Source organism: Pseudomonas sp. Q12-87 (assembly GCF_001269755.1).
GTDB lineage: Bacteria > Pseudomonadota > Gammaproteobacteria > Pseudomonadales > Pseudomonadaceae > Aquipseudomonas > Aquipseudomonas fluorescens_S.
In genome coordinates, this window is the sequence record NZ_LHVI01000016.1 from 135,963 (window position 1) to 154,363 (window position 18,401).

Consider the following 18,401-nt stretch of genomic DNA (forward strand, 5'->3'; position numbering starts at 1 on the left):
GCTCAAGCGACAGCGACGACGTCGAGAATCCGCTGCACGACCCGGTCCTGGTCGATGCCGGCGGCCTCGGCTTCGAACGACAGAATGATGCGATGGCGCAGCACGTCGAACAGCACGGCCTGGATGTCTTCCGGGCTGACGAAGTCACGCCCGGCCAGCCAGGCGTGGGCACGGGCACAGCGGTCCAGGGCAATCGAGCCCCGGGGGCTGGCGCCGTAGGCAATCCACTCGGCCATCTCCGGGTCGAATTTGGCCGGGTTTCGGGTGGCCATGACCAGTTGCACCAGGTATTCCTCCACGGCATCGGCCATGTACAAACCGAGGATTTCCTTGCGGGCCGAGAAAATCGCCTGCTGGCTCACGCGGCGTTCGGGCTTGGTTTCGCCGTTCAGCGCTTCGCCCCGGGCCTGCTGCAGGATGCGGCGTTCTACCGCGGCATCGGGAAAACCGATCTTGACGTGCATCAGGAACCGGTCGAGCTGGGCTTCGGGCAGCGGGTAGGTGCCTTCCTGCTCGATCGGGTTCTGTGTGGCCATTACCAGGAACAGCGGCGACAGTTCATAAGTGCTGCGCCCAACGCTGACCTGCCGCTCGGCCATCGCTTCCAGCAAGGCCGACTGGACCTTGGCCGGGGCACGGTTGATTTCGTCCGCCAGCACCAGGTTGTGAAAGATCGGCCCTTGTTGGAACACGAAGCTGCCGGTTTCCGGGCGATAGATTTCCGTGCCGGTGATGTCGGCAGGCAGCAGGTCGGGGGTGAACTGGATGCGATGGAATTGCGCTTCGATCCCTTCGGCCAGCTCTTTGATGGCCTTGGTCTTGGCCAGCCCCGGCGCGCCTTCCACCAGCATGTGGCCATCGGCGAGCAAGGCGATGAGCAGGCGCTCGATGAGTTTTTCCTGGCCGAGGATCTGCGTTGAAAGAAAGGTTCGCAGCGCCAGCAGCGCTTCACGATGTTCCATCGGTGACTGTTCCTGGAAGGGGTGGCCCCGCACGTCTGGATAACGCCGGGGCTGGGGGCAATACTTTAATGCATGGCAGGGGGTGGCGACTAACGGGATTTTGATCGGCCGTGTGAATTGTGATCGGCTTGGAAAGATTGTGGGGGTGGGTTTGCTGTGGCGAGGGAGCTTGCTCCCGCTCGACCGGGTTGGCGCTCCAGTGCGAAGCACTCACAAAGTGAAGGGGTGTTTATCTGGATGTAGGAGTGTTCTGTATCGGGCTACGTTGTCTTGCGCCATTGCCTACGACTGCGCCAGAATCCGCCGGCTTGTGCGCTTGGGAGGCAGGTTTTATCGTTTCCGGGTCGCTGAGGGATCAGCGATCGGGTTTGGTAGCCCGGTTTTCTACATGACGCAAGCGTCACTTTTTACAAGTGCATCTCAGCATTTGTATTGATGGTGGCCATGCGTAGGGCGCTTTCGAGCGCGCCGGAGTTCATGTGGGCCGGTCTACCAACCTTCGTATGGCCGCCACCCTCGTTTGGTAGCGAGGTGGTGGTTTCTCCTATCCCGCATGAGATTCCATTTATGTTCAAAGCTACCCCAAATCCCCCGGACACCGATCCGACCTCACCGCGCCCAAAAACCAAGTCCCAAAAACACGACGAAGTCACCGACCGAGTCCTCGACCATTACCTGAACCCCAAACCGGACAAATCCGAAGCGGAACCCGCCCCCGGCCAACTCTTCATCGTCAACAAAGACATCGATACCGAAAGCCTGCTTGCCAACCTCAGCGAAACCCTGGCTTCGGCCAACGTCATGGTTAATGACCTGGCCTTCGACCTGGATGGTTCACGCCGGCATTTCCTCCTGGGCATCCAACAGCTGATCGAACTGGGCAGCCTGCTGGCGAACCGTGCTCTGGACAACATCGAAACCCGTCAGCCGACATAACCCCCGTGGCGAGGGAGCTTGCTCCCGCTGGGCTGCGCAGCAGCCCCAAACCGAGCCGGCGCGGTTCCCCAGACACACCGCGCCGGGCGGGCCTGCGACTGCTGCGCAGCCGAGCGGGAGCAAGCTCCCTCGCCACAAGGGATTTGTGTCATTCCGTAAGTGCTGGGTGAACCGCAAAACCTTGGGAGCGAGTCTGCTCCGGGCGGCGATCCGACGATGACGGCAGCAGATCCAGCACCCTATTTCGCTAGTTCTGCGTCCGAATCTCATCCACCAGCAGCTTGACTGCGGGCCTGTCGAGCAGCTCCCGCCACGGACCATCGTCCACGATTGCTCCTTCATGTATCACGATGACCCGGTCAAACCGATGCAGGTGGTCAATGTCATGGGTGACACAGATCAAACCCTGCCCGGAGAAAACGTCGAATAACAGGTCCCAAAGGGGCGTGGTCAGCCTGGGTTCGATGGATGCGCTGGGCTCGTCGAACAGATTGAATTTTCCGGGCTTGTTGATCAGGCGCAGCAGCGACAAGCGTTTAGCTTCGCCTCCGGAGATATTCGATGCATTTTCGCTGACCTGCCGTGTCGTCACGAGCTCATCCAGTTCCAGTTGCCGTATGGCTCTGGGCAAATCCGGCGATGCGCTGCCTCCGAACAGAACCGATTGTTCAAAAGAGCCTTCCAGAAACCGTGGTTGTTGAGGACAGTATCTCAAGGCGTCCAAGTGCGCTTGACCGGTCAAAAATGAGACCGGCACCGCGTCGATACTCAGTTGGTCTCGCGTTAATGCATCAAGCCCGGCGAGGGCTTCCAGAAAAGTGGTCTTGCCTGCGCCGCTAGGGCCCGTAACGGCCACTGACTGCCCTTGGGTAAACGCCAGGGAGCGCTTGATCGACAGGCGAAGCGATCCCGTTCCTGCCACTTCGCAGGCTCCGAGTTCCAGGACAGAGGACCGCTGCAAATCAACCCGCGCCAGCCGATTGCTGCAATCGAAATTCGGAAGTGATAGCAGACCCTGAAATTGACGCTGGTCTGCAAGGAACTGATCAAGCACACGATACCCTTCAGTCAAAGTTGAAATACTGACCAGATAACTCCCCGCGATTGAAAAAATGGCAACCAGCTGCCCGACACTGATACTGGGCTGCCCCGACAGTTGGTCCACGACGCCCCAGTAGAGCAAGCCCCCAGTGGAAAGGCTTACGAACAGTATCTTGGCGGTGCTCAGCAGGCCGCCGGATGATGCCGTCGTCATCGCCGCGTTGGCATAACGTCCGAACGCCGCATTCAACGGGTGCAGGGCCGTAGGTATGGCACTTTCCAGTTTTATGATTTTCCCCGCGTTGAGGGTGTTGTAGAGGTGGGCACTTAAATCGTCTTCCTGCTCATTGACAGCATCGATGTGCTTTCTCCGCCATCTGATGATTTTATGGGTGGCAGCCAGATAGATCATTCCGAATGCCGTCATGCTCAAGAAAACTCCAATGCCCCCTATGTAAATAAAAGCAGTCCCAACAACTATGAATTCCAACAGTACGGGGAGCGCAATGGTCACCATGAACGTCAGTAGTTGTTCGTGAGCAGTAATTCCGCGCTCAACCGATTTGATGAAGTGGCCGATTCTCCAAGAATTGAATAACGAAAACTCCTTGCCGATGAGTTCGGTGATCCACTCCTTGGAAGCGTTCATGATAATGCCCTGTACCAGTTTGGACAGTGCATGGATTTGCAGTGGAGTGATGATCGCGTGAATACATCCCGCGACAATCAGGCCTGTCGTCAGTGCGAGCAGTGTGCTGGAGGCTGGACTTTTATTGCCTTGCAGGGTGTCGATGATGGTTCCAAGTAACAATGGAGGGGCGAGCGTGATGAGTTTGAGTGCGATGATTGTTGCGACGGTGAATATCAGAAGCGTCGTATGTTTTTCGCATGCGGTTTTAATAAGCGTTTGTATAGATAGCATACGACCGTCCGTGAGGAGCTGCGGTTTAGGCATTAACTGGTGTGTTAGCGGTGCGCGAAGGGCGTGCGCGTATGAAGTTATATGAATAGCAGTCGGTTTTTGGATGTGCTAGATCCCAACATCCGACGTTGTTGTGGGGGGCTTCCTGACAATCGGTAAGACGTATCTGAAGGAAAAGCTGCCGCGTATTTTTACGTGCATTTGTCAGGGCAGGATTTGTAGGGGGTTAACTTAAGGGGCGTCCACACATCCTGAAAGTCGGCCGTATTTTTCGGCTAGCCCATTGTGGCGAGGGAGCTTGCTCCCGCTGGGCTGCGTAGCAGCCCCGAAGCCGGCCAGCTCGGTGTATCAGGCTGGCCGCATCCAGCCCTTTAAGGGTCGCTTCGCAACCCAGCGGGAGCAAGCTCCCTCGCCACAGCTGTGCTTGGCTGATTGCTCAGCCCACCCAAGCCCCCGCATTCACAAGATTCACCGGCCGTTCACCCGCCAGTGCCGCCAACAGATTGTCCACCGCACAGCGCGCCATCGCCTCCCGTGTCTCGTGGGTGGCCGAGCCCATGTGCGGTGTCGCCACCACGTTATCCATTTGCAACAGCGGCGAATCCGCATCCAAGGGTTCACGCTCGAACACGTCCAGCCCCGCACCACGAATCTGCCCGCTGCGCAGGGCGTCGATCAGTGCGGCTTCATCCACCACCTTGCCCCGGGAGATATTGATGAAGATGGTCTCGGGACGCATCCGGGCAAACGCCTGCGCGCCGACCAGCCCTTGGGTTTCAGCCGTCAGGGGCAAGGTCAGGCAAATGAAGTCGGCCTGCCGAAACAATGTTTCGAGGCTGCAATAGCGTGCGTTGAAACGCTGTTCAACCTCAGGCTTGGGCGAATGGCTGTGGTAGAGGACCGGCATGCCGAAGCCGAAGTGCCCGCGCTGGGCCAAGGCTTCACCGATGCGGCCCATGCCGATGATGCCCAGGGTCTTGCCATGGACGTCGCTGCCAAAATGCTTGGGGCCGATGCTCTGTTGCCAGCCGCCAGCACGCACCAGGTTGGCCAGCTCCACCACGCGGCGGGCCGTTGCCAGGATCAGGGCAAAGCCGGTGTCTGCGGTGGTTTCGGTGAGCACGTCCGGGGTGTTGGTGAGCAGGATCCGGCGTTCGGTCAGGTAGTCGATGTCGTAGTTGTCGACCCCCACCGAGACGCTGGCAATGGCTTGCAGGTTCGGCGCCAGGTCCAGCAACGGTGCGTCCAGCTTGAGGCTGGCCCCCAGCAAGCCATGGGCGCTGGACAGGGCCTCGCGCAGTTGCGCCAGGCCCTGCGTGTCGAGGCGCTCGATGAGCGTGACCTGGGCCTGCGCTTGCAGACGGGCCATCAGTTGCGCTGACAGCGCTTTGTACAACACCACGTGCTTTTTCATGGGCAGGTCTCGATTCAGGAATGGGCGGACGCCGAGCGTGGCGTCACGGTTTTGGACTCGGCCCGGTCACTGGCGCCGGGCTTGAGGGCGAGGGTCAGCACCACTGACATCAACAACGCGCCGCTCATCAGCAAGAACGACATGCCAGGGGAGCCGGTGGAGCCGTTGAGGTAACCCACCAGGTAGGAACCGCCGAACGAACCCAGCGCACCCATGCTGTTGATCAACGCCATGGCACCGCCGGCGACATTGGCGGGAAGGATTTCTGGAACGATGGCGAAGAATGGCCCGTACGGGGCGTACATGCAGGCCCCGGCGATCACCAGCAGGCTATAGGACCACCAGAAATGCTCAGGCCCTAGCAGGTAGGAGGCGTAGAACGCGATGGAGGCGACCAGCAGCGGTGGCCAGACGAAGCGCTTGCGTTTTTGAGCCTTGTCCGATGCCCAGGACACGACCAGCATACCGATCACCGCCGCCAGGTAGGGCAGCGACGACAGCCATCCGGCCTCGACCATGCTCATCTGCAAGCCGGCCTTGAGAATTGAAGGCAACCACAGCACAAAGCCGTAGACGCCGATGCTCCAGCAGAAAAATTGCAACGCCAGGATGATGACCTTGGGCGAGCGGAAGGCTTCGGCATAGTTCTTCACGGCCTTGATGCCGACCTGTTCGGCTGCCAGTGCGCTTTCCAGGTCCTGTTTTTCCTGGTCGCTGAGCCACTTGGCCTGGGCCGGACGATCATCGGCCAGACGCCACCAGATAAAGGCCCAGAGCACTGCCGGCAGGCCTTCGATGATGAACATCCAGCGCCAGTCGAATTGCTGCACCAGGTAACCCGACACCACCGACATCCACAGCATGGTCACCGGGTTGCCGAGGATCAGGAAGGTATTGGCGCGCGAGCGTTCTGCCCGGGTGAACCAATGACACAGATACACCAGCATCGCCGGCATCACGGCGGCTTCGACCACGCCGAGCATGAAGCGGATCACGATCAGCCAATACGCGTTGGAGACCACGCCTGTCAGCGTTGCCAGCGAACCCCAGAGGATCAGGCTGACGAAGATCAGCTTCTTCACGCTGTGCTTTTGCGCGTAGATCGCCCCCGGTACTTGGAAGAAGAAGTAGCCGAGGAAAAACAGCGCCCCCAGCAATGACGACAGCCCAGGGGTGATCATCAGGTCCTTGGCCATGCCCGAAGCGGCGGCGAACCCGTAGTTGGCCCGATCCAGGTAGGCCAGGCTGTAGGTGATGAACACGATGGGCATGATGTACCACCAGCGACGGGTGGCGAGGTTGAGCGTTTGCATGTCTTTGACTCCTGAGCTTGTTGTTTTTGTTTGCAGCAGGTGTGTTTTGCGGTGGCCTCTATCGCGAGCAAGCTTGCTCGCGATGGGCGGTTTCAAATTCAGCCAGTAACTCCGTTCGGGTCGGCAAACCCTCCATGTCTCCGCGGCTCTGTACTGCGCGGCTGCCAATCCAGTTGGCGCGCTGCACGGCCTCGGTGATGGCGCGGCCTTCGAGCAACGCACTGACCAGACCGACGGCGAAGCCATCGCCGGCGCCCACGGTGTCTACCACCCGGGCCACCGGCACGCCGGCGACAACGCCTTCGTCCAGGAGCGTGCGGTAATAGGCGCCGTCCGCGCCGAGCTTGATCACCACGGCTTCGGCGCCTTGGTCCAGATAAAACGCGGCGATGTCGGCCGGGTCATCGAACCCGGTCAGCAACCGCCCTTCGCTGAGCCCCGGCAAGACCCAGTGGGCGAGGGCGGCGAGGCGATTGATTTCGCTGATCATCGTCGACTCGCTGGCCCACAGGCTCGGTCGCAGATTGGGGTCGAACGACAGGCTGCGACCGGCCTCGCGCATACGTGTCATCAGTTCAAAGGACATGCCACGGGCCGTAGCCGACAGCGCCGGCACGATGCCGGTCGCGTGCAAATGACGGGCGCCAAGCAGCGGTGGCGCGATGGATTCGATCGACAGGCAACTGGCCGCCGAACCACGGCGGAAATACTCGACCTGCGGGTCGCTACCATCGTCGGTACGGGATTTGAACTGGAACCCGGTGGGGCGCTCCGGATCGACTGCCACATGGCGACAGTCCAGGCCTTCGTTCTCCAGCGTCCGGGTGACGAAACGCCCCAGGGAATCGGCGCCGACCCGGCTCAGCCACGCCACGTTGAAGCCAAGCCGCGACAGGCCAATGGCGACATTGCTGTCGGCCCCGGCGATGCGTTTGTGAAAGTGATCGACGCAGGCCAGGTCACCGTTCTGGTCGGCCACCAGCATCGCCATGGTTTCGCCGAACGACAACACATCGTACTCAGACATGGGCAGGCTCCCGGCGTGGCTGCCCGAGGCGGGCAAGGGTGGCGACATGTTCGGCGGTCAATTGCAGCAAGTCGTCGCCTTGCAAGGGGTACTCGGCGGCGCGCATCACGCCGGTTGGCATCTGCTTGAGCAACTGCTCCCAAAGATGCAGGTCCGCCATTGCCGGGGGCACCGCAACCAGTTTGCCGTCGGCGCGCCGGGCCACGGCCTTGCAGTGCACATAAACCACATGCCGTCCGAGCTGCCGGGCCGCCACGGCGGCCGATTGGTCCTGCCATTGCCAGTTGCCAATGTCGAAGGTCATGCCGATGGGCAACCCAAGCTGCTCAGCTGCGGCGAAGAACCGTTGCAAGGGTTCGATTCGCCCGCCCTGCAAGGTCTGGTCGTTTTCCACCAGAAGCTGTACCGGGCTTGTGGCGAGCGCATCCGCCAGGGCTGACAGGTCATGGGAGTCGCTGAAATGACCGAGTGAGACTTTCAGCCAAGTCGAGCCGAACGTCTCGGCGCGTTGCAAGGCAGGCGTCAGGGCGGCATTAGGTTTGGACCGGCCCGCCAGCCACAGCTCGAGCGGGGATGAAAAAATGCTTTGCAGACCTTGGGCCTGGGCATTGGCGGCCAGTTCGGCGGGCTGTTCGGTGGTGAGCAGTTCTTCGCGCCATTCGATCCGCGAGGCCCCGGCGGCCGCCAGCAGAGGGATGAAGCTGCCTTGGCCATGTTGCCGCACCAGGTCGGCGCCGTAGCTGGAAAGGCTGATGGAAACGTCTGGTTTGTGCATTGTTGTTATACCTCTGAAACCGGTTTCAGTTTGGTTCAAAAAAATTTATGGGGTGTGCTTCAGGGCCTCAATCACCGAAGAACGCCAGACGTCGACCCGCGCACAATCAACCGCGCCGCAAAATCCAGGGTCCGTACCGGCCCGGTGTCGCCGCGCAGGCGCTTGAGCAGACACTCGAAGGCTTGGGCACCCATTTCCGCCGTGGGTTGGGCGAGGGCGGTGATGCCGCTGCCGACCAAGGGGTACCAGTCCAGATCGTCGAGCGCGATCAGGCCGATGTCGTCGAACAAATGGCAGCCCAGTTCACGCAAGACTTGAGTGGCAGCCAACGCGGCAATGCCATTGGCGCAGAACAGCGCCTTGGGGCCGTGGCCTGGCTGGGCGAGAAAGGTCTTGATGCGCGTGGCCAACTGGTCGCAGATCTCCACGACGACGCCGGCCAAAGCTGGGCGTCGAGCGACTCCGTTGGTGAAACTGTCGACCCGCTCGATCCGCGAACTGGTGCCGTCGAACGGCTCGGTTACCAGCAGCAGATCGCGGTAGCCTCGTTGTTCAAGATGTTCGAGCGCCATCTCGACAGCGGCAGGGTTGTCCAGCCCCACCAAGTCGCTTTCGAGCCGGTCGACCTTGCGATCCACCAGCACCAGGGGCATTTCACGGCGTAGTTCCAGCAGTTCGTCACGATGATGGCCAAGGGTGTTCACGATCAGGCCTTCGATGTTGTACGCGCGCAACAGCGCCAGGTGCTGGCGTTCCTGCTCGTCATCGCGGTCGGTGTTACACACCACCAGGCTATAGCCATGGCGGCGGCAAGCGGTTTCCACGCCATGCATGACGGCAATTGAATAGGGGTTGCGGATATCGGCCACCAGCATGCCGATCAGACGGGTGCGGCCGCGCTTGAGGCCACGGGCCATCTGGTTTGGGCGATAGCCCAGCTCGCTGATCGCCTGCTCGATGCGTCGGGCGATGGCCTCGGAGAGCAGGGCGCGGTCTTCGCCAATGAAGCGCGAGACGCTGGCCTTGGATACCCCGGCGCGCTCGGCGACATCAAGCATGGTCACGCGACTGCGCTGGGCGGCGGAGAAAGAATTCACGGATAGAAACCTGCTTATTGGAATTATTGAGCGGTTCTGAAACCGGTTTCAGGAAACATCAGAATCCAGATGCCCGTCAAGCGGATCTCGACATGAGTGCGACCGACGGTGGTGAGCTCTAAGCGACGAATCAGCGGGAGGAGGGAAGAAAGGCCCCGACATACTGTGGCGAGGGAGCTTGCTCCCGCTCGGCTGCGCAGCAGTCGCCATTCGTGCTGGCGCGGTTTAGCTGCCAGATCGCGGTGTGTGGTTTTTGGGGCTGCTGCGCAGCCCAGCGGGAGCAAGCTCCCTCGCCACATGTGTTACCGACGCCATTGCTCTGTGGGAGCGAGCTTGCTCGCGATGGCGCCTATGAAAACGCTGGAATCAGTCCTGTCTTACATAGGTCCCTGTACCCCGCAGAATGTTCTGCAACGTCAGTTCCACTTCGGCCAAGTCCGCCGCATCGCTGTCATGAGTGATTTCCAAGACATCATCACCATTGAGCGCATCGGCGTCCGCTGCGGCAATTTCGATCTTCAGCAGGGTCGGGCTGAGCGTCACCTTCACCCCATCAAGCGTCGAAGGCTCGCCATCCAGGGTGATTTCCAATTCGTCTTCGTCGGGGTAGCGGGTCATCAGGAACATGTCGCCCTGGGCGCTGTGGCAGCAGAGCATGGCCATGTTGTCTTCTTCTTCATCACACGGGTTGGCGATCAGAAGGGCGGTGGTCATTTTCATGGTGATGGCTCCAGGATCGAGTGCACCTGCGGGGTGCAAAAAGTGGATTCTGCCAGTGCGAACGATTTTCTGCTGGTTTACCGCCTCGGGGTGCCGTTTGGTCCCCAGCCTGCTAGGGTTGTCCGGTGCGTACCGGCTGTTTAGCTAGCCGATGACCGAATATGTCGCAGCGCTGCAAGCAGGCACGTTGTCGCACTCGTTAAGCTGCGCAACGGATGTGCACCTGCAAAAGCCACCCCCGGGTGCTTTTTGCAGGTGTCCATGACATGAAATTACATGGAAAAGGATGTGACCTGCGGGTCTCGTCCAGCTTCACCCACCTGTCATTCTGTTTCCTCTGCCCGAGAATCAGGAACGGGATGGCCGACAGCCCTGCAAGGGGTTGCACGCGACGCTTTCATCAATAACAAGCCCAAGCGGAGTACCACAGATGGCGTTCTTCACCGCAGCCAGCAAAGCCGACTTCCAGCATCAACTGCAAGCGGCACTGGCGCAGCACATCAGTGAACAGGCACTGCCACAAGTGGCGCTGTTCGCTGAACAATTCTTCGGCATCATTTCCCTCGATGAACTTACCCAGCGCCGGTTGTCTGACCTCGCCGGCTGCACCTTGTCCGCCTGGCGCCTGCTTGAGCGCTTCGATCACACGCAACCGCAAGTGCGTGTCTACAACCCCGATTACGAACGCCACGGTTGGCAGTCGACCCACACCGCGGTCGAAGTGCTGCACCACGACCTGCCGTTCCTGGTGGATTCGGTACGTACCGAGCTGAACCGCCGCGGCTACAGCATTCATACCCTGCAAACCACCGTGCTGAGCGTGCGTCGCGGCAGCAAGGGCGAGTTGCTGGAAATCCTGCCCAAAGGCACCCAGGGCGACGACATCCTGCAAGAGTCGTTGATGTACCTGGAGATCGACCGCTGTGCCAACGCCGCCGAACTCAATGTCCTGAGCAAAGAACTTGAGCAAGTGCTGGGCGAAGTGCGGGTCGCGGTGGCTGATTTCGAACCGATGAAGGCCAAGGTCCAGGAAATCCTGTCGAGCCTGGACAACAGTGCCTACGCCACCGATGCCGATGAAAAAGCTGAAATCAAAAGCTTCCTGGAATGGCTGGTGGGCAACCACTTCACCTTCCTGGGCTACGAAGAGTTTGTGGTGCGCGATGAAGCCGACGGCGGCCACATCGAGTACAACCCCGATTCGTTCCTCGGCCTGACCAAATTGCTGCGCGCCGGCCTCACCGCCGATGACCTGCGCATCGAAGACTACGCGGTCAATTACCTGCGCGAACCGACCCTGTTGTCGTTCGCCAAGGCCGCGCACCCGAGCCGCGTGCACCGTCCGGCCTACCCGGACTACGTGTCGATCCGCGAGATCGACGCTGACGGCAAGGTCATCAAGGAATGCCGCTTCATGGGCCTGTACACCTCCTCGGTGTATGGCGAGAGCGTGCGGGTCATTCCGTACATCCGCCGCAAGGTCGCGGAAATCGAGCGTCGCTCCGGCTTCCAGGCCAAAGCGCACCTGGGCAAGGAATTGGCCCAAGTGGTGGAAGTACTGCCGCGTGACGATTTATTCCAGACCCCGGTGGACGAGCTGTTCAGCACCGTCATGTCCATCGTGCAGATCCAGGAGCGCAACAAGATCCGCGTGTTCCTGCGCAAAGACCCGTATGGCCGGTTCTGCTACTGCCTGGCCTATGTGCCTCGTGATATCTATTCCACCGAAGTGCGCCAGAAGATCCAGCAAGTGCTGATGGATCGCCTGAAGGCGTCGGACTGCGAATTCTGGACCTTCTTCTCCGAATCCGTGCTGGCCCGTGTACAGCTGATCCTGCGGGTGGACCCGAAGAACCGTCTCGACATCGATCCGGTCCTGCTGGAAAAAGAAGTGGTCCAGGCCTGCCGCAGCTGGAAGGACGACTACGCCAGCCTGGTCATCGAAAGCTTCGGCGAAGCCCAGGGCACCAACGTACTGTCGGATTTCCCGAAAGGCTTCCCGGCCGGCTATCGTGAGCGTTTCGCCGCGCACTCGGCCGTGGTCGACATGCAGCACCTGCTGAGCCTGAACGAAAAAAATCCGCTGGTGATGAGTTTCTACCAGCCGCTGGGCCAGGTCTCCGGCCAGCGCGAGTTGCACTGCAAGCTGTATCACGCCGACACGCCGCTGGCGCTGTCCGACGTGTTGCCGATCCTGGAAAACCTCGGTCTGCGGGTGCTGGGCGAGTTCCCGTACCGCCTGCGCCACACCAATGGCCGCGAGTTCTGGATTCATGACTTCGCATTCACCGCTGCCGAAGGCCTGGACCTGGATATCCAGCAGCTCAACGACACCTTGCAGGACGCTTTCGTCCACATCGTGAGCGGCGATGCCGAAAACGATGCGTTCAACCGCCTGGTGCTGACCGCCGGCCTGCCGTGGCGCGACGTGGCGCTGCTGCGTGCCTACGCCCGTTACCTGAAACAGATCCGCCTGGGCTTCGACCTGGGCTACATCGCCAGCACCCTGAACAACCACACCGACATCGCTCGTGAGCTGACCCGGTTGTTCAAGACCCGCTTCTACCTGGCGCGCAAGCTCAGTGGCGACGACCTGGAAGACAAGCAACTGCGTCTGGAACAGGCGATCCTCACGGCGCTGGACGACGTCCAGGTGCTCAACGAAGACCGCATCCTGCGTCGCTACCTGGACCTGATCAAGGCCACCCTGCGGACCAACTTCTACCAGACCGACGCCAACGGCCAGAACAAGTCCTACTTCAGCTTCAAGTTCAACCCGCACCTGATCCCGGAACTGCCGAAACCGGTGCCCAAGTTCGAGATCTTCGTGTACTCGCCACGGGTCGAAGGCGTGCACTTGCGCTTCGGTAACGTGGCTCGCGGCGGCCTGCGCTGGTCCGACCGTGAAGAAGACTACCGCACCGAAGTGCTCGGCCTGGTAAAAGCCCAGCAAGTGAAGAACTCGGTCATCGTGCCGGTGGGCGCCAAGGGTGGTTTCCTGCCGCGTCGCCTGCCGCTGGGCGGCAGCCGGGACGAGATCGCGGCCGAGGGCATCGCCTGCTACCGCATCTTCATCTCGGGCCTGTTGGACATCACCGACAACCTCAAGGACGGCGCCCTGGTGCCACCGGCCAACGTCGTGCGTCACGACGACGATGACCCGTACCTGGTGGTGGCGGCGGACAAAGGCACCGCGACCTTCTCCGACATCGCCAACGGCATCGCCATCGACTACGGCTTCTGGCTCGGCGATGCGTTTGCGTCCGGCGGTTCGGCCGGTTACGACCACAAGAAAATGGGCATCACCGCCAAGGGTGCGTGGGTGGGCGTGCAGCGCCACTTCCGTGAGCGCGGCATCAATGTCCAGGAAGACAGCATCACCGTGGTGGGCGTCGGCGACATGGCCGGCGACGTGTTCGGCAACGGCTTGCTGATGTCCAATAAGCTGCAATTGGTGGCCGCGTTCAACCATCTGCACATCTTCATCGACCCGAACCCGGAGCCGGCCAGCAGCTTTGCCGAGCGCCAGCGCTTGTTCGACCTGCCGCGTTCGGCCTGGACCGACTACGACACCAGCATCATGTCCGAAGGCGGCGGTATCTTCTCGCGCAGCGCGAAGAGCATTGCCATTTCGCCACAGATGAAAGAGCGCTTCGACATCAAGGCCGACAAGCTGACCCCGACCGAACTGCTCAACGCCTTGCTCAAGGCGCCGGTGGATCTGTTGTGGAATGGCGGTATCGGCACCTACGTCAAGGCCAGCAGCGAAAGCCACGCCGACGTTGGCGACAAGGCCAACGATGCACTGCGTGTGAACGGTAACGAGCTGCGCTGCAAAGTGGTCGGCGAGGGCGGCAACCTGGGCATGACCCAACTGGGTCGCGTCGAGTTCGGCCTCAATGGCGGCGGTTCCAACACCGACTTCATCGACAACGCCGGTGGCGTGGACTGCTCCGACCACGAAGTGAATATCAAGATCCTGCTCAACGAAGTGGTGCAGGCTGGCGACATGACCGACAAGCAACGCAACCAGTTGCTGGCGAGCATGACCGACGAAGTCGGTAACCTGGTGTTGGGCAATAACTACAAGCAGACCCAGGCCCTGTCCCTGGCGGCACGCCGCGCCTTCGTGCGGATCGCCGAATACAAGCGCCTGATGAACGACCTGGAAGCCCGCGGCAAGCTGGATCGCGCCATCGAGTTCCTGCCGGCTGAAGAGGCGATCAACGAGCGCGTCTCGGCGGGCCATGGCCTGACCCGTGCCGAACTGTCGGTGCTGATCTCCTACAGTAAAATCGACCTCAAGGAAGCGCTGCTCAACTCCCTGGTTCCGGACGACGATTACCTGACCCGTGACATGGAGACGGCGTTCCCGCCGACGCTGGTGAGCAAGTTCTCCGAGGCCATGCGTCGCCATCGCCTCAAACGCGAGATCGTCAGCACCCAGATCGCCAACGACCTGGTCAACCACATGGGCATCACCTTCGTTCAAAGGCTCAAGGAGTCTACGGGCATGAGCCCGGCGAACGTGGCGGGCGCGTATGTAATCGTTCGGGATATCTTCCACCTCCCGCACTGGTTCCGTCAGATCGAAGCCCTGGACCATCAGGTTTCCGCCGACGTGCAACTGGAGCTGATGGATGAGCTGATGCGCCTGGGTCGTCGCGCGACGCGCTGGTTCCTGCGTAGCCGCCGCAACGAGCAGAACGCTGCCCGTGACGTCGCTCACTTCGGTCCGCACCTGGCGGCGTTGGGCCTCAAGCTCGACGAACTGCTGGAAGGCCCGACCCGCGAAGGCTGGCAGACCCGCTACCAAGCGTACGTGGCAGCCGGGGTGCCGGAATTGTTGGCGCGCATGGTTGCTGGTACCGCCCACCTGTACACCTTGCTGCCGATCATCGAGGCGTCCGACGTCACCGGGCAGAATGCTGCCGATGTGGCCAAGGCCTACTTCGCCGTGGGCAGCGCCCTGGACATCACCTGGTACCTGCAACAGATCAGCGCACTGCCGGTGGAAAACAACTGGCAGGCCCTGGCCCGCGAAGCGTTCCGCGATGACATCGACTGGCAGCAACGGGCGATCACCATCTCGGTCCTTCAGGAAGGCGATGGCACCCAGGACGTGGAAACCCGCCTGGCGCTGTGGCTGGAGCAGCATCACGAAATGGTCGAGCGCTGGCGCGCCATGCTGGTGGACATCCGTGCCGCCAGCGGCACCGACTACGCCATGTACGCGGTTGCCAACCGCGAGCTGCTGGACCTGGCGTTGAGTGGTCAGGCGGTCGTGACGGCCAACTGATCCTGCGTTGAATAAAAAAGCCCCGCATCGAGAGATGCGGGGCTTTTTTTCGTTTTTTTCTCGAAATTGACAGATAAAGCCGTTGCGGCATGCCTGTCGGTGGACCGCGCTAGGGTTTTGTCTTCGCGTCGGTCGAGACGACGCGATCATAACCGACAGGGTGTGACGCCTCGGTGGGCACCCATAGCCGTTCGCTTCGACATTTCAATTTCACGCCTTTGCGCGGTGCCATGACCCGGGTGGTCTCCAGGCACATTTCCTTGGTCGCGTAGGTTGGCTGCATCTTTCGTTCCTCCACGCAACCTTCGATACCACTGCAGATAGTCATGACCACAATGTATACCGTCATCATCCTGGTATTGCTCCCATCGAAACGATGCGATTGATGCGTCCTGCGTCAGCCTTCTCTGGCTTAAACGAGTAGCAATGACAGGCGGATGATGAGCCTGTATCCAAGCTCCCAGCAATGGCGTATTGATGCCTTCTGTCGGGAAAATGACGATATTTTCACAATTGTTATTTATGTCAAAAATGCCGCCAATATGTTGGCGAAAAAAAGATGTCGGGCGGGTTAAAGCTATGGGCAAAGCTGCCAGTTACGTGTCGATGGATGTCGCGAGCCGAGCCCACATCCGTCAGGCGCGACACGCTTACCGTGGGCCTTTACCCGCATTCGGGGCTTCGCCCGAAGGTGCTGGAAAGCCATGATGCTTCGCGGACCACACCACCACTAACGTCACCAGCAGAAGACCCACTAGCACAGGGGCGAATACCGCGACACCGCGGTGATCGAGCAGCAAGCCTCCGATGATCCCCCCACCGGCGATGGCCAGGTTCCAGGCCGTGACCAGCATCGATTGGGCTACATCTGCCGCCTCTCCCCCCGTCTTGGCAATTGCGGTTTGGAACAGTGTTCCCGCGCCGCCAAAAGCGATCCCCCAGGCGCCCGCCGCGATATAGACCGCAACCAGGCTATCGCTGAGCCCCCACAGCATCAGCGCCGCGATGGCGAACAGGCACGTGCCGGCGAGCGTCAATGGCCGAAGGTGCCGGTCAATCAGTACGCCGACGATCCAGATACCCACCAGTGACGCGACGCCGAAAACCAGCAATACGCGTTCTGTCCGGTCCGCCAGCCCGGCCGCGCCCAGGAACGGGGCGATATAGGTAAACAGAATGTTGTGCGCCAGCACGAACGAAAGCACCACGAGCAGTACGGGCCGAACGCCGGGCAGCGTGACGACATGACCCAAGCCAAAGCGCTTGTTCGCGGCTTGCCCAGGAAAATCAGGCACCTTGAGGCGCACCCAGACCATCAAGGCCACGGCGAATAGACTCATGATCGCGAAGCTCATGCGCCAACCGATCAGGTTGCCCAGCAAGATGCCGGCAGGTACGCCCAGGGATAACGCCAGTGGCGCACCGACCATGGCTATCGCAATGGCCCGGCCTTTCTGGTGCTCGGGCACCATGCGCGCGGCATAGCCTGCCAGCAAGGCCCAGAGCAGCCCGGCTGATACCCCGCCCAACAGCCGGGCGATGATCGTCAAGACGTAGCTGGTGGAAAGTGTGGTGACCGTGTTGGCGACGGCGAAACCGGCGATGGCGAGCAACAGAAGAGACCGGCGCCGCACGCCCTGGGTCGCGGCCGTCAGTGGAATGGCCGCCAGCAGCGAGCCGATTGCGTAGACCGTCACCAGTTGGCCGGCCAGCGCTTCGGAAATGGCCAGGCCTTCACTGATTTGGGGCAGGAGGCCAGCGGGCAGCGCTTCGGTCAGGATCGTGACGAAGGCCGCCAAGGCCAGGGCAAACAGTGACCCGATGGGCAGCGGCGCGGCTTCGACAGCTGCTTGCGCAGGTGCAGCGATATGGGGGTTTGCAATCGTCATGTTTCACCTATCGATAGCGGGTTTCATACATGCCGACTACGGTAGGGGGCCGTCCACGACGGGACAAGAATGCTAGAGTGCCGAACACATCGGAAAAAATGTCCGTAATGGAGTGGCAATGGAATCGCTGAGTGGCATTGAGTTTTTTGTCCGGGCCGCTGAAACCCGCAGCTTTTCAGAGGCCGGACGGGCGCTGGGCATTTCTTCCTCGGCGGTGGGCAAGAGCGTCGCCCGATTGGAGGCGCGGCTGGGGGTGCGTTTGTTTCATCGCAGCACGCGAAGCATCACGCTGACTGCCGAGGGCGCGCTTTTTCTTGAGCGCTGTCGGCGCATTCTCTGCGAAGTGGAGGCGGCCGAACTGGAACTGTCCGAGACCCGGAAGGCGCCCAGCGGTAAATTGCGGGTGAGTCTGCCGCTCGTTGCAGATTTGGTGATGCCCACGTTGATAGCCTTCATGCGCCGCTATCCAAGCATTGAACTGGACCTGGATTTTTCCGATCGGCTGGTGGATATCATTGAGGAAGGCTTCGATGCGGTCATTCGTACCGGAGAGCCGAACGATTCGCGGTTGATGTCCCGTCCATTGGGCCCGTTCAAGCTGGTGGTGGTGGGTTCACCCCGTTATTTTGCCGAACACGGTACGCCGCGGGTCCCCGCTGATCTGCTGCGCCATGCCTGCCTGCTGTATAAATTTCCCAGCACGGGCAGGTTGCAGGCCTGGCCGGTCAGGCAGGAAGGGGAGGCTGAACTCAACCTCCCGGCCACCCTGCTGTGCAATACCACCGAGGCGTTGTTGCATGGGGTGCGCGATGCCTTGGGAATTGCCTGCGTCCCGGACTTTACGGTGCGCGATGCGATCGCCGGGGGTGAGCTGGTCACCGTGCTGGACGACTTCAACCAGCATCAGAGTACGCTCCGTATGCTGTGGCCATCCAGCAAACATCTCGCCCCGAAGCTGCGGGTGTTCATTGATTTCATGCATGCCGAGTTGTTCAAGCGTTGAGCG

Annotated in this window: 13 protein-coding genes; 3 read left to right on the forward strand and 10 right to left on the reverse strand. The window is 60.7% G+C overall.

Going from position 1 to position 18,401, the window contains the following annotated elements; genetic code table 11:
- Positions 1–2: 2 nt before the first annotated feature.
- Complete coding sequence (locus AD663_RS10900) at positions 3–962, reverse strand: MoxR family ATPase (protein ID WP_003180695.1); 960 nt, start codon at positions 960–962, stop codon at positions 3–5.
- A 567-nt stretch (positions 963–1,529) separates the two neighbouring features.
- On the opposite strand from AD663_RS10900, the gene AD663_RS10905 reads away from it, so the two are divergent.
- On the forward strand, positions 1,530–1,898 hold the full coding sequence (locus AD663_RS10905; RefSeq protein WP_053213694.1) for a DUF6124 family protein: 369 nt from the start codon (positions 1,530–1,532) through the stop codon (positions 1,896–1,898).
- A 247-nt stretch (positions 1,899–2,145) separates the two neighbouring features.
- Here the strand turns inward: AD663_RS10905 and AD663_RS10910 are convergent, their stop codons facing one another.
- The 7 genes from AD663_RS10910 to AD663_RS10940 form a co-directional block, all read right to left on the reverse strand.
- A complete protein-coding gene (locus AD663_RS10910) occupies positions 2,146–3,861 on the reverse strand; it encodes an ATP-binding cassette domain-containing protein (RefSeq protein ID WP_053213695.1) in 1,716 nt (571 codons plus the stop codon).
- A gap of 436 nt (positions 3,862–4,297) precedes the next feature.
- Positions 4,298–5,275 (reverse strand): D-glycerate dehydrogenase, encoded by a 978-nt coding sequence (locus AD663_RS10915; RefSeq protein WP_053213696.1) that lies wholly within the window; start codon positions 5,273–5,275, stop codon positions 4,298–4,300.
- Positions 5,276–5,289: 14 nt separating this feature from the next.
- Positions 5,290–6,588, reverse strand: coding sequence for an MFS transporter (locus tag AD663_RS10920; RefSeq protein ID WP_053213697.1), 1,299 nt, complete (start codon positions 6,586–6,588; stop codon positions 5,290–5,292).
- A 58-nt stretch (positions 6,589–6,646) separates the two neighbouring features.
- Positions 6,647–7,615 (reverse strand): sugar kinase, encoded by a 969-nt coding sequence (locus AD663_RS10925; protein WP_053213698.1) that lies wholly within the window; start codon positions 7,613–7,615, stop codon positions 6,647–6,649.
- The gene (locus tag AD663_RS10930; protein ID WP_003180709.1) at positions 7,608–8,390 is read right to left on the reverse strand and encodes a sugar phosphate isomerase/epimerase; all 783 of its coding nucleotides are present in this window, start codon (positions 8,388–8,390) and stop codon (positions 7,608–7,610) included. Before AD663_RS10930 ends, AD663_RS10925 begins: the two co-directional genes overlap by 8 nt.
- A gap of 71 nt (positions 8,391–8,461) precedes the next feature.
- Positions 8,462–9,487: a LacI family DNA-binding transcriptional regulator gene (locus AD663_RS10935; RefSeq protein ID WP_003180711.1), complete on the reverse strand. Its 1,026-nt coding sequence runs from the start codon at positions 9,485–9,487 to the stop codon at positions 8,462–8,464.
- A 366-nt stretch (positions 9,488–9,853) separates the two neighbouring features.
- Entirely contained in the window at positions 9,854–10,207 is a 354-nt protein-coding gene (locus AD663_RS10940) for a hypothetical protein (protein WP_003180713.1), read from the reverse strand.
- 430 nt (positions 10,208–10,637) lie between these two features.
- Here AD663_RS10940 and AD663_RS10945 point away from each other — a divergent pair, with 430 nt between their 5' ends.
- Entirely contained in the window at positions 10,638–15,506 is a 4,869-nt protein-coding gene (locus AD663_RS10945) for an NAD-glutamate dehydrogenase (protein ID WP_053213699.1), read from the forward strand.
- A gap of 109 nt (positions 15,507–15,615) precedes the next feature.
- Here the strand turns inward: AD663_RS10945 and AD663_RS10950 are convergent, their stop codons facing one another.
- Positions 15,616–15,789, reverse strand: coding sequence for a hypothetical protein (locus AD663_RS10950; RefSeq protein WP_157062714.1), 174 nt, complete (start codon positions 15,787–15,789; stop codon positions 15,616–15,618).
- 367 nt (positions 15,790–16,156) lie between these two features.
- Entirely contained in the window at positions 16,157–17,395 is a 1,239-nt protein-coding gene (locus tag AD663_RS10955) for an MFS transporter (RefSeq protein WP_053213700.1), read from the reverse strand.
- 118 nt (positions 17,396–17,513) lie between these two features.
- Here AD663_RS10955 and AD663_RS10960 point away from each other — a divergent pair, with 118 nt between their 5' ends.
- Positions 17,514–18,398 (forward strand): LysR family transcriptional regulator, encoded by an 885-nt coding sequence (locus AD663_RS10960; protein WP_053213701.1) that lies wholly within the window; start codon positions 17,514–17,516, stop codon positions 18,396–18,398.
- Positions 18,399–18,401 lie beyond the last annotated feature (3 nt).

What these genes read in the sequence shown, in the direction of transcription:
- AD663_RS10900 (WP_003180695.1), bottom strand. Translation starts at nt 962, where the DNA reads ATGGAACATCGTGAAGCGCTGCTGGCGCTGCGAACCTTTCTTTCAACG.
- AD663_RS10905 (WP_053213694.1), top strand. Translation starts at nt 1,530, where the DNA reads ATGTTCAAAGCTACCCCAAATCCCCCGGACACCGATCCGACCTCACCG.
- AD663_RS10910 (WP_053213695.1), bottom strand. Translation starts at nt 3,861, where the DNA reads ATGCTATCTATACAAACGCTTATTAAAACCGCATGCGAAAAACATACG.
- AD663_RS10915 (WP_053213696.1), bottom strand. Translation starts at nt 5,275, where the DNA reads ATGAAAAAGCACGTGGTGTTGTACAAAGCGCTGTCAGCGCAACTGATG.
- AD663_RS10920 (WP_053213697.1), bottom strand. Translation starts at nt 6,588, where the DNA reads ATGCAAACGCTCAACCTCGCCACCCGTCGCTGGTGGTACATCATGCCC.
- AD663_RS10925 (WP_053213698.1), bottom strand. Translation starts at nt 7,615, where the DNA reads ATGTCTGAGTACGATGTGTTGTCGTTCGGCGAAACCATGGCGATGCTG.
- AD663_RS10930 (WP_003180709.1), bottom strand. Translation starts at nt 8,390, where the DNA reads ATGCACAAACCAGACGTTTCCATCAGCCTTTCCAGCTACGGCGCCGAC.
- AD663_RS10940 (WP_003180713.1), bottom strand. Translation starts at nt 10,207, where the DNA reads ATGAAAATGACCACCGCCCTTCTGATCGCCAACCCGTGTGATGAAGAA.
- AD663_RS10945 (WP_053213699.1), top strand. Translation starts at nt 10,638, where the DNA reads ATGGCGTTCTTCACCGCAGCCAGCAAAGCCGACTTCCAGCATCAACTG.
- AD663_RS10950 (WP_157062714.1), bottom strand. Translation starts at nt 15,789, where the DNA reads ATGCAGCCAACCTACGCGACCAAGGAAATGTGCCTGGAGACCACCCGG.
- AD663_RS10955 (WP_053213700.1), bottom strand. Translation starts at nt 17,395, where the DNA reads ATGACGATTGCAAACCCCCATATCGCTGCACCTGCGCAAGCAGCTGTC.
- AD663_RS10960 (WP_053213701.1), top strand. Translation starts at nt 17,514, where the DNA reads ATGGAATCGCTGAGTGGCATTGAGTTTTTTGTCCGGGCCGCTGAAACC.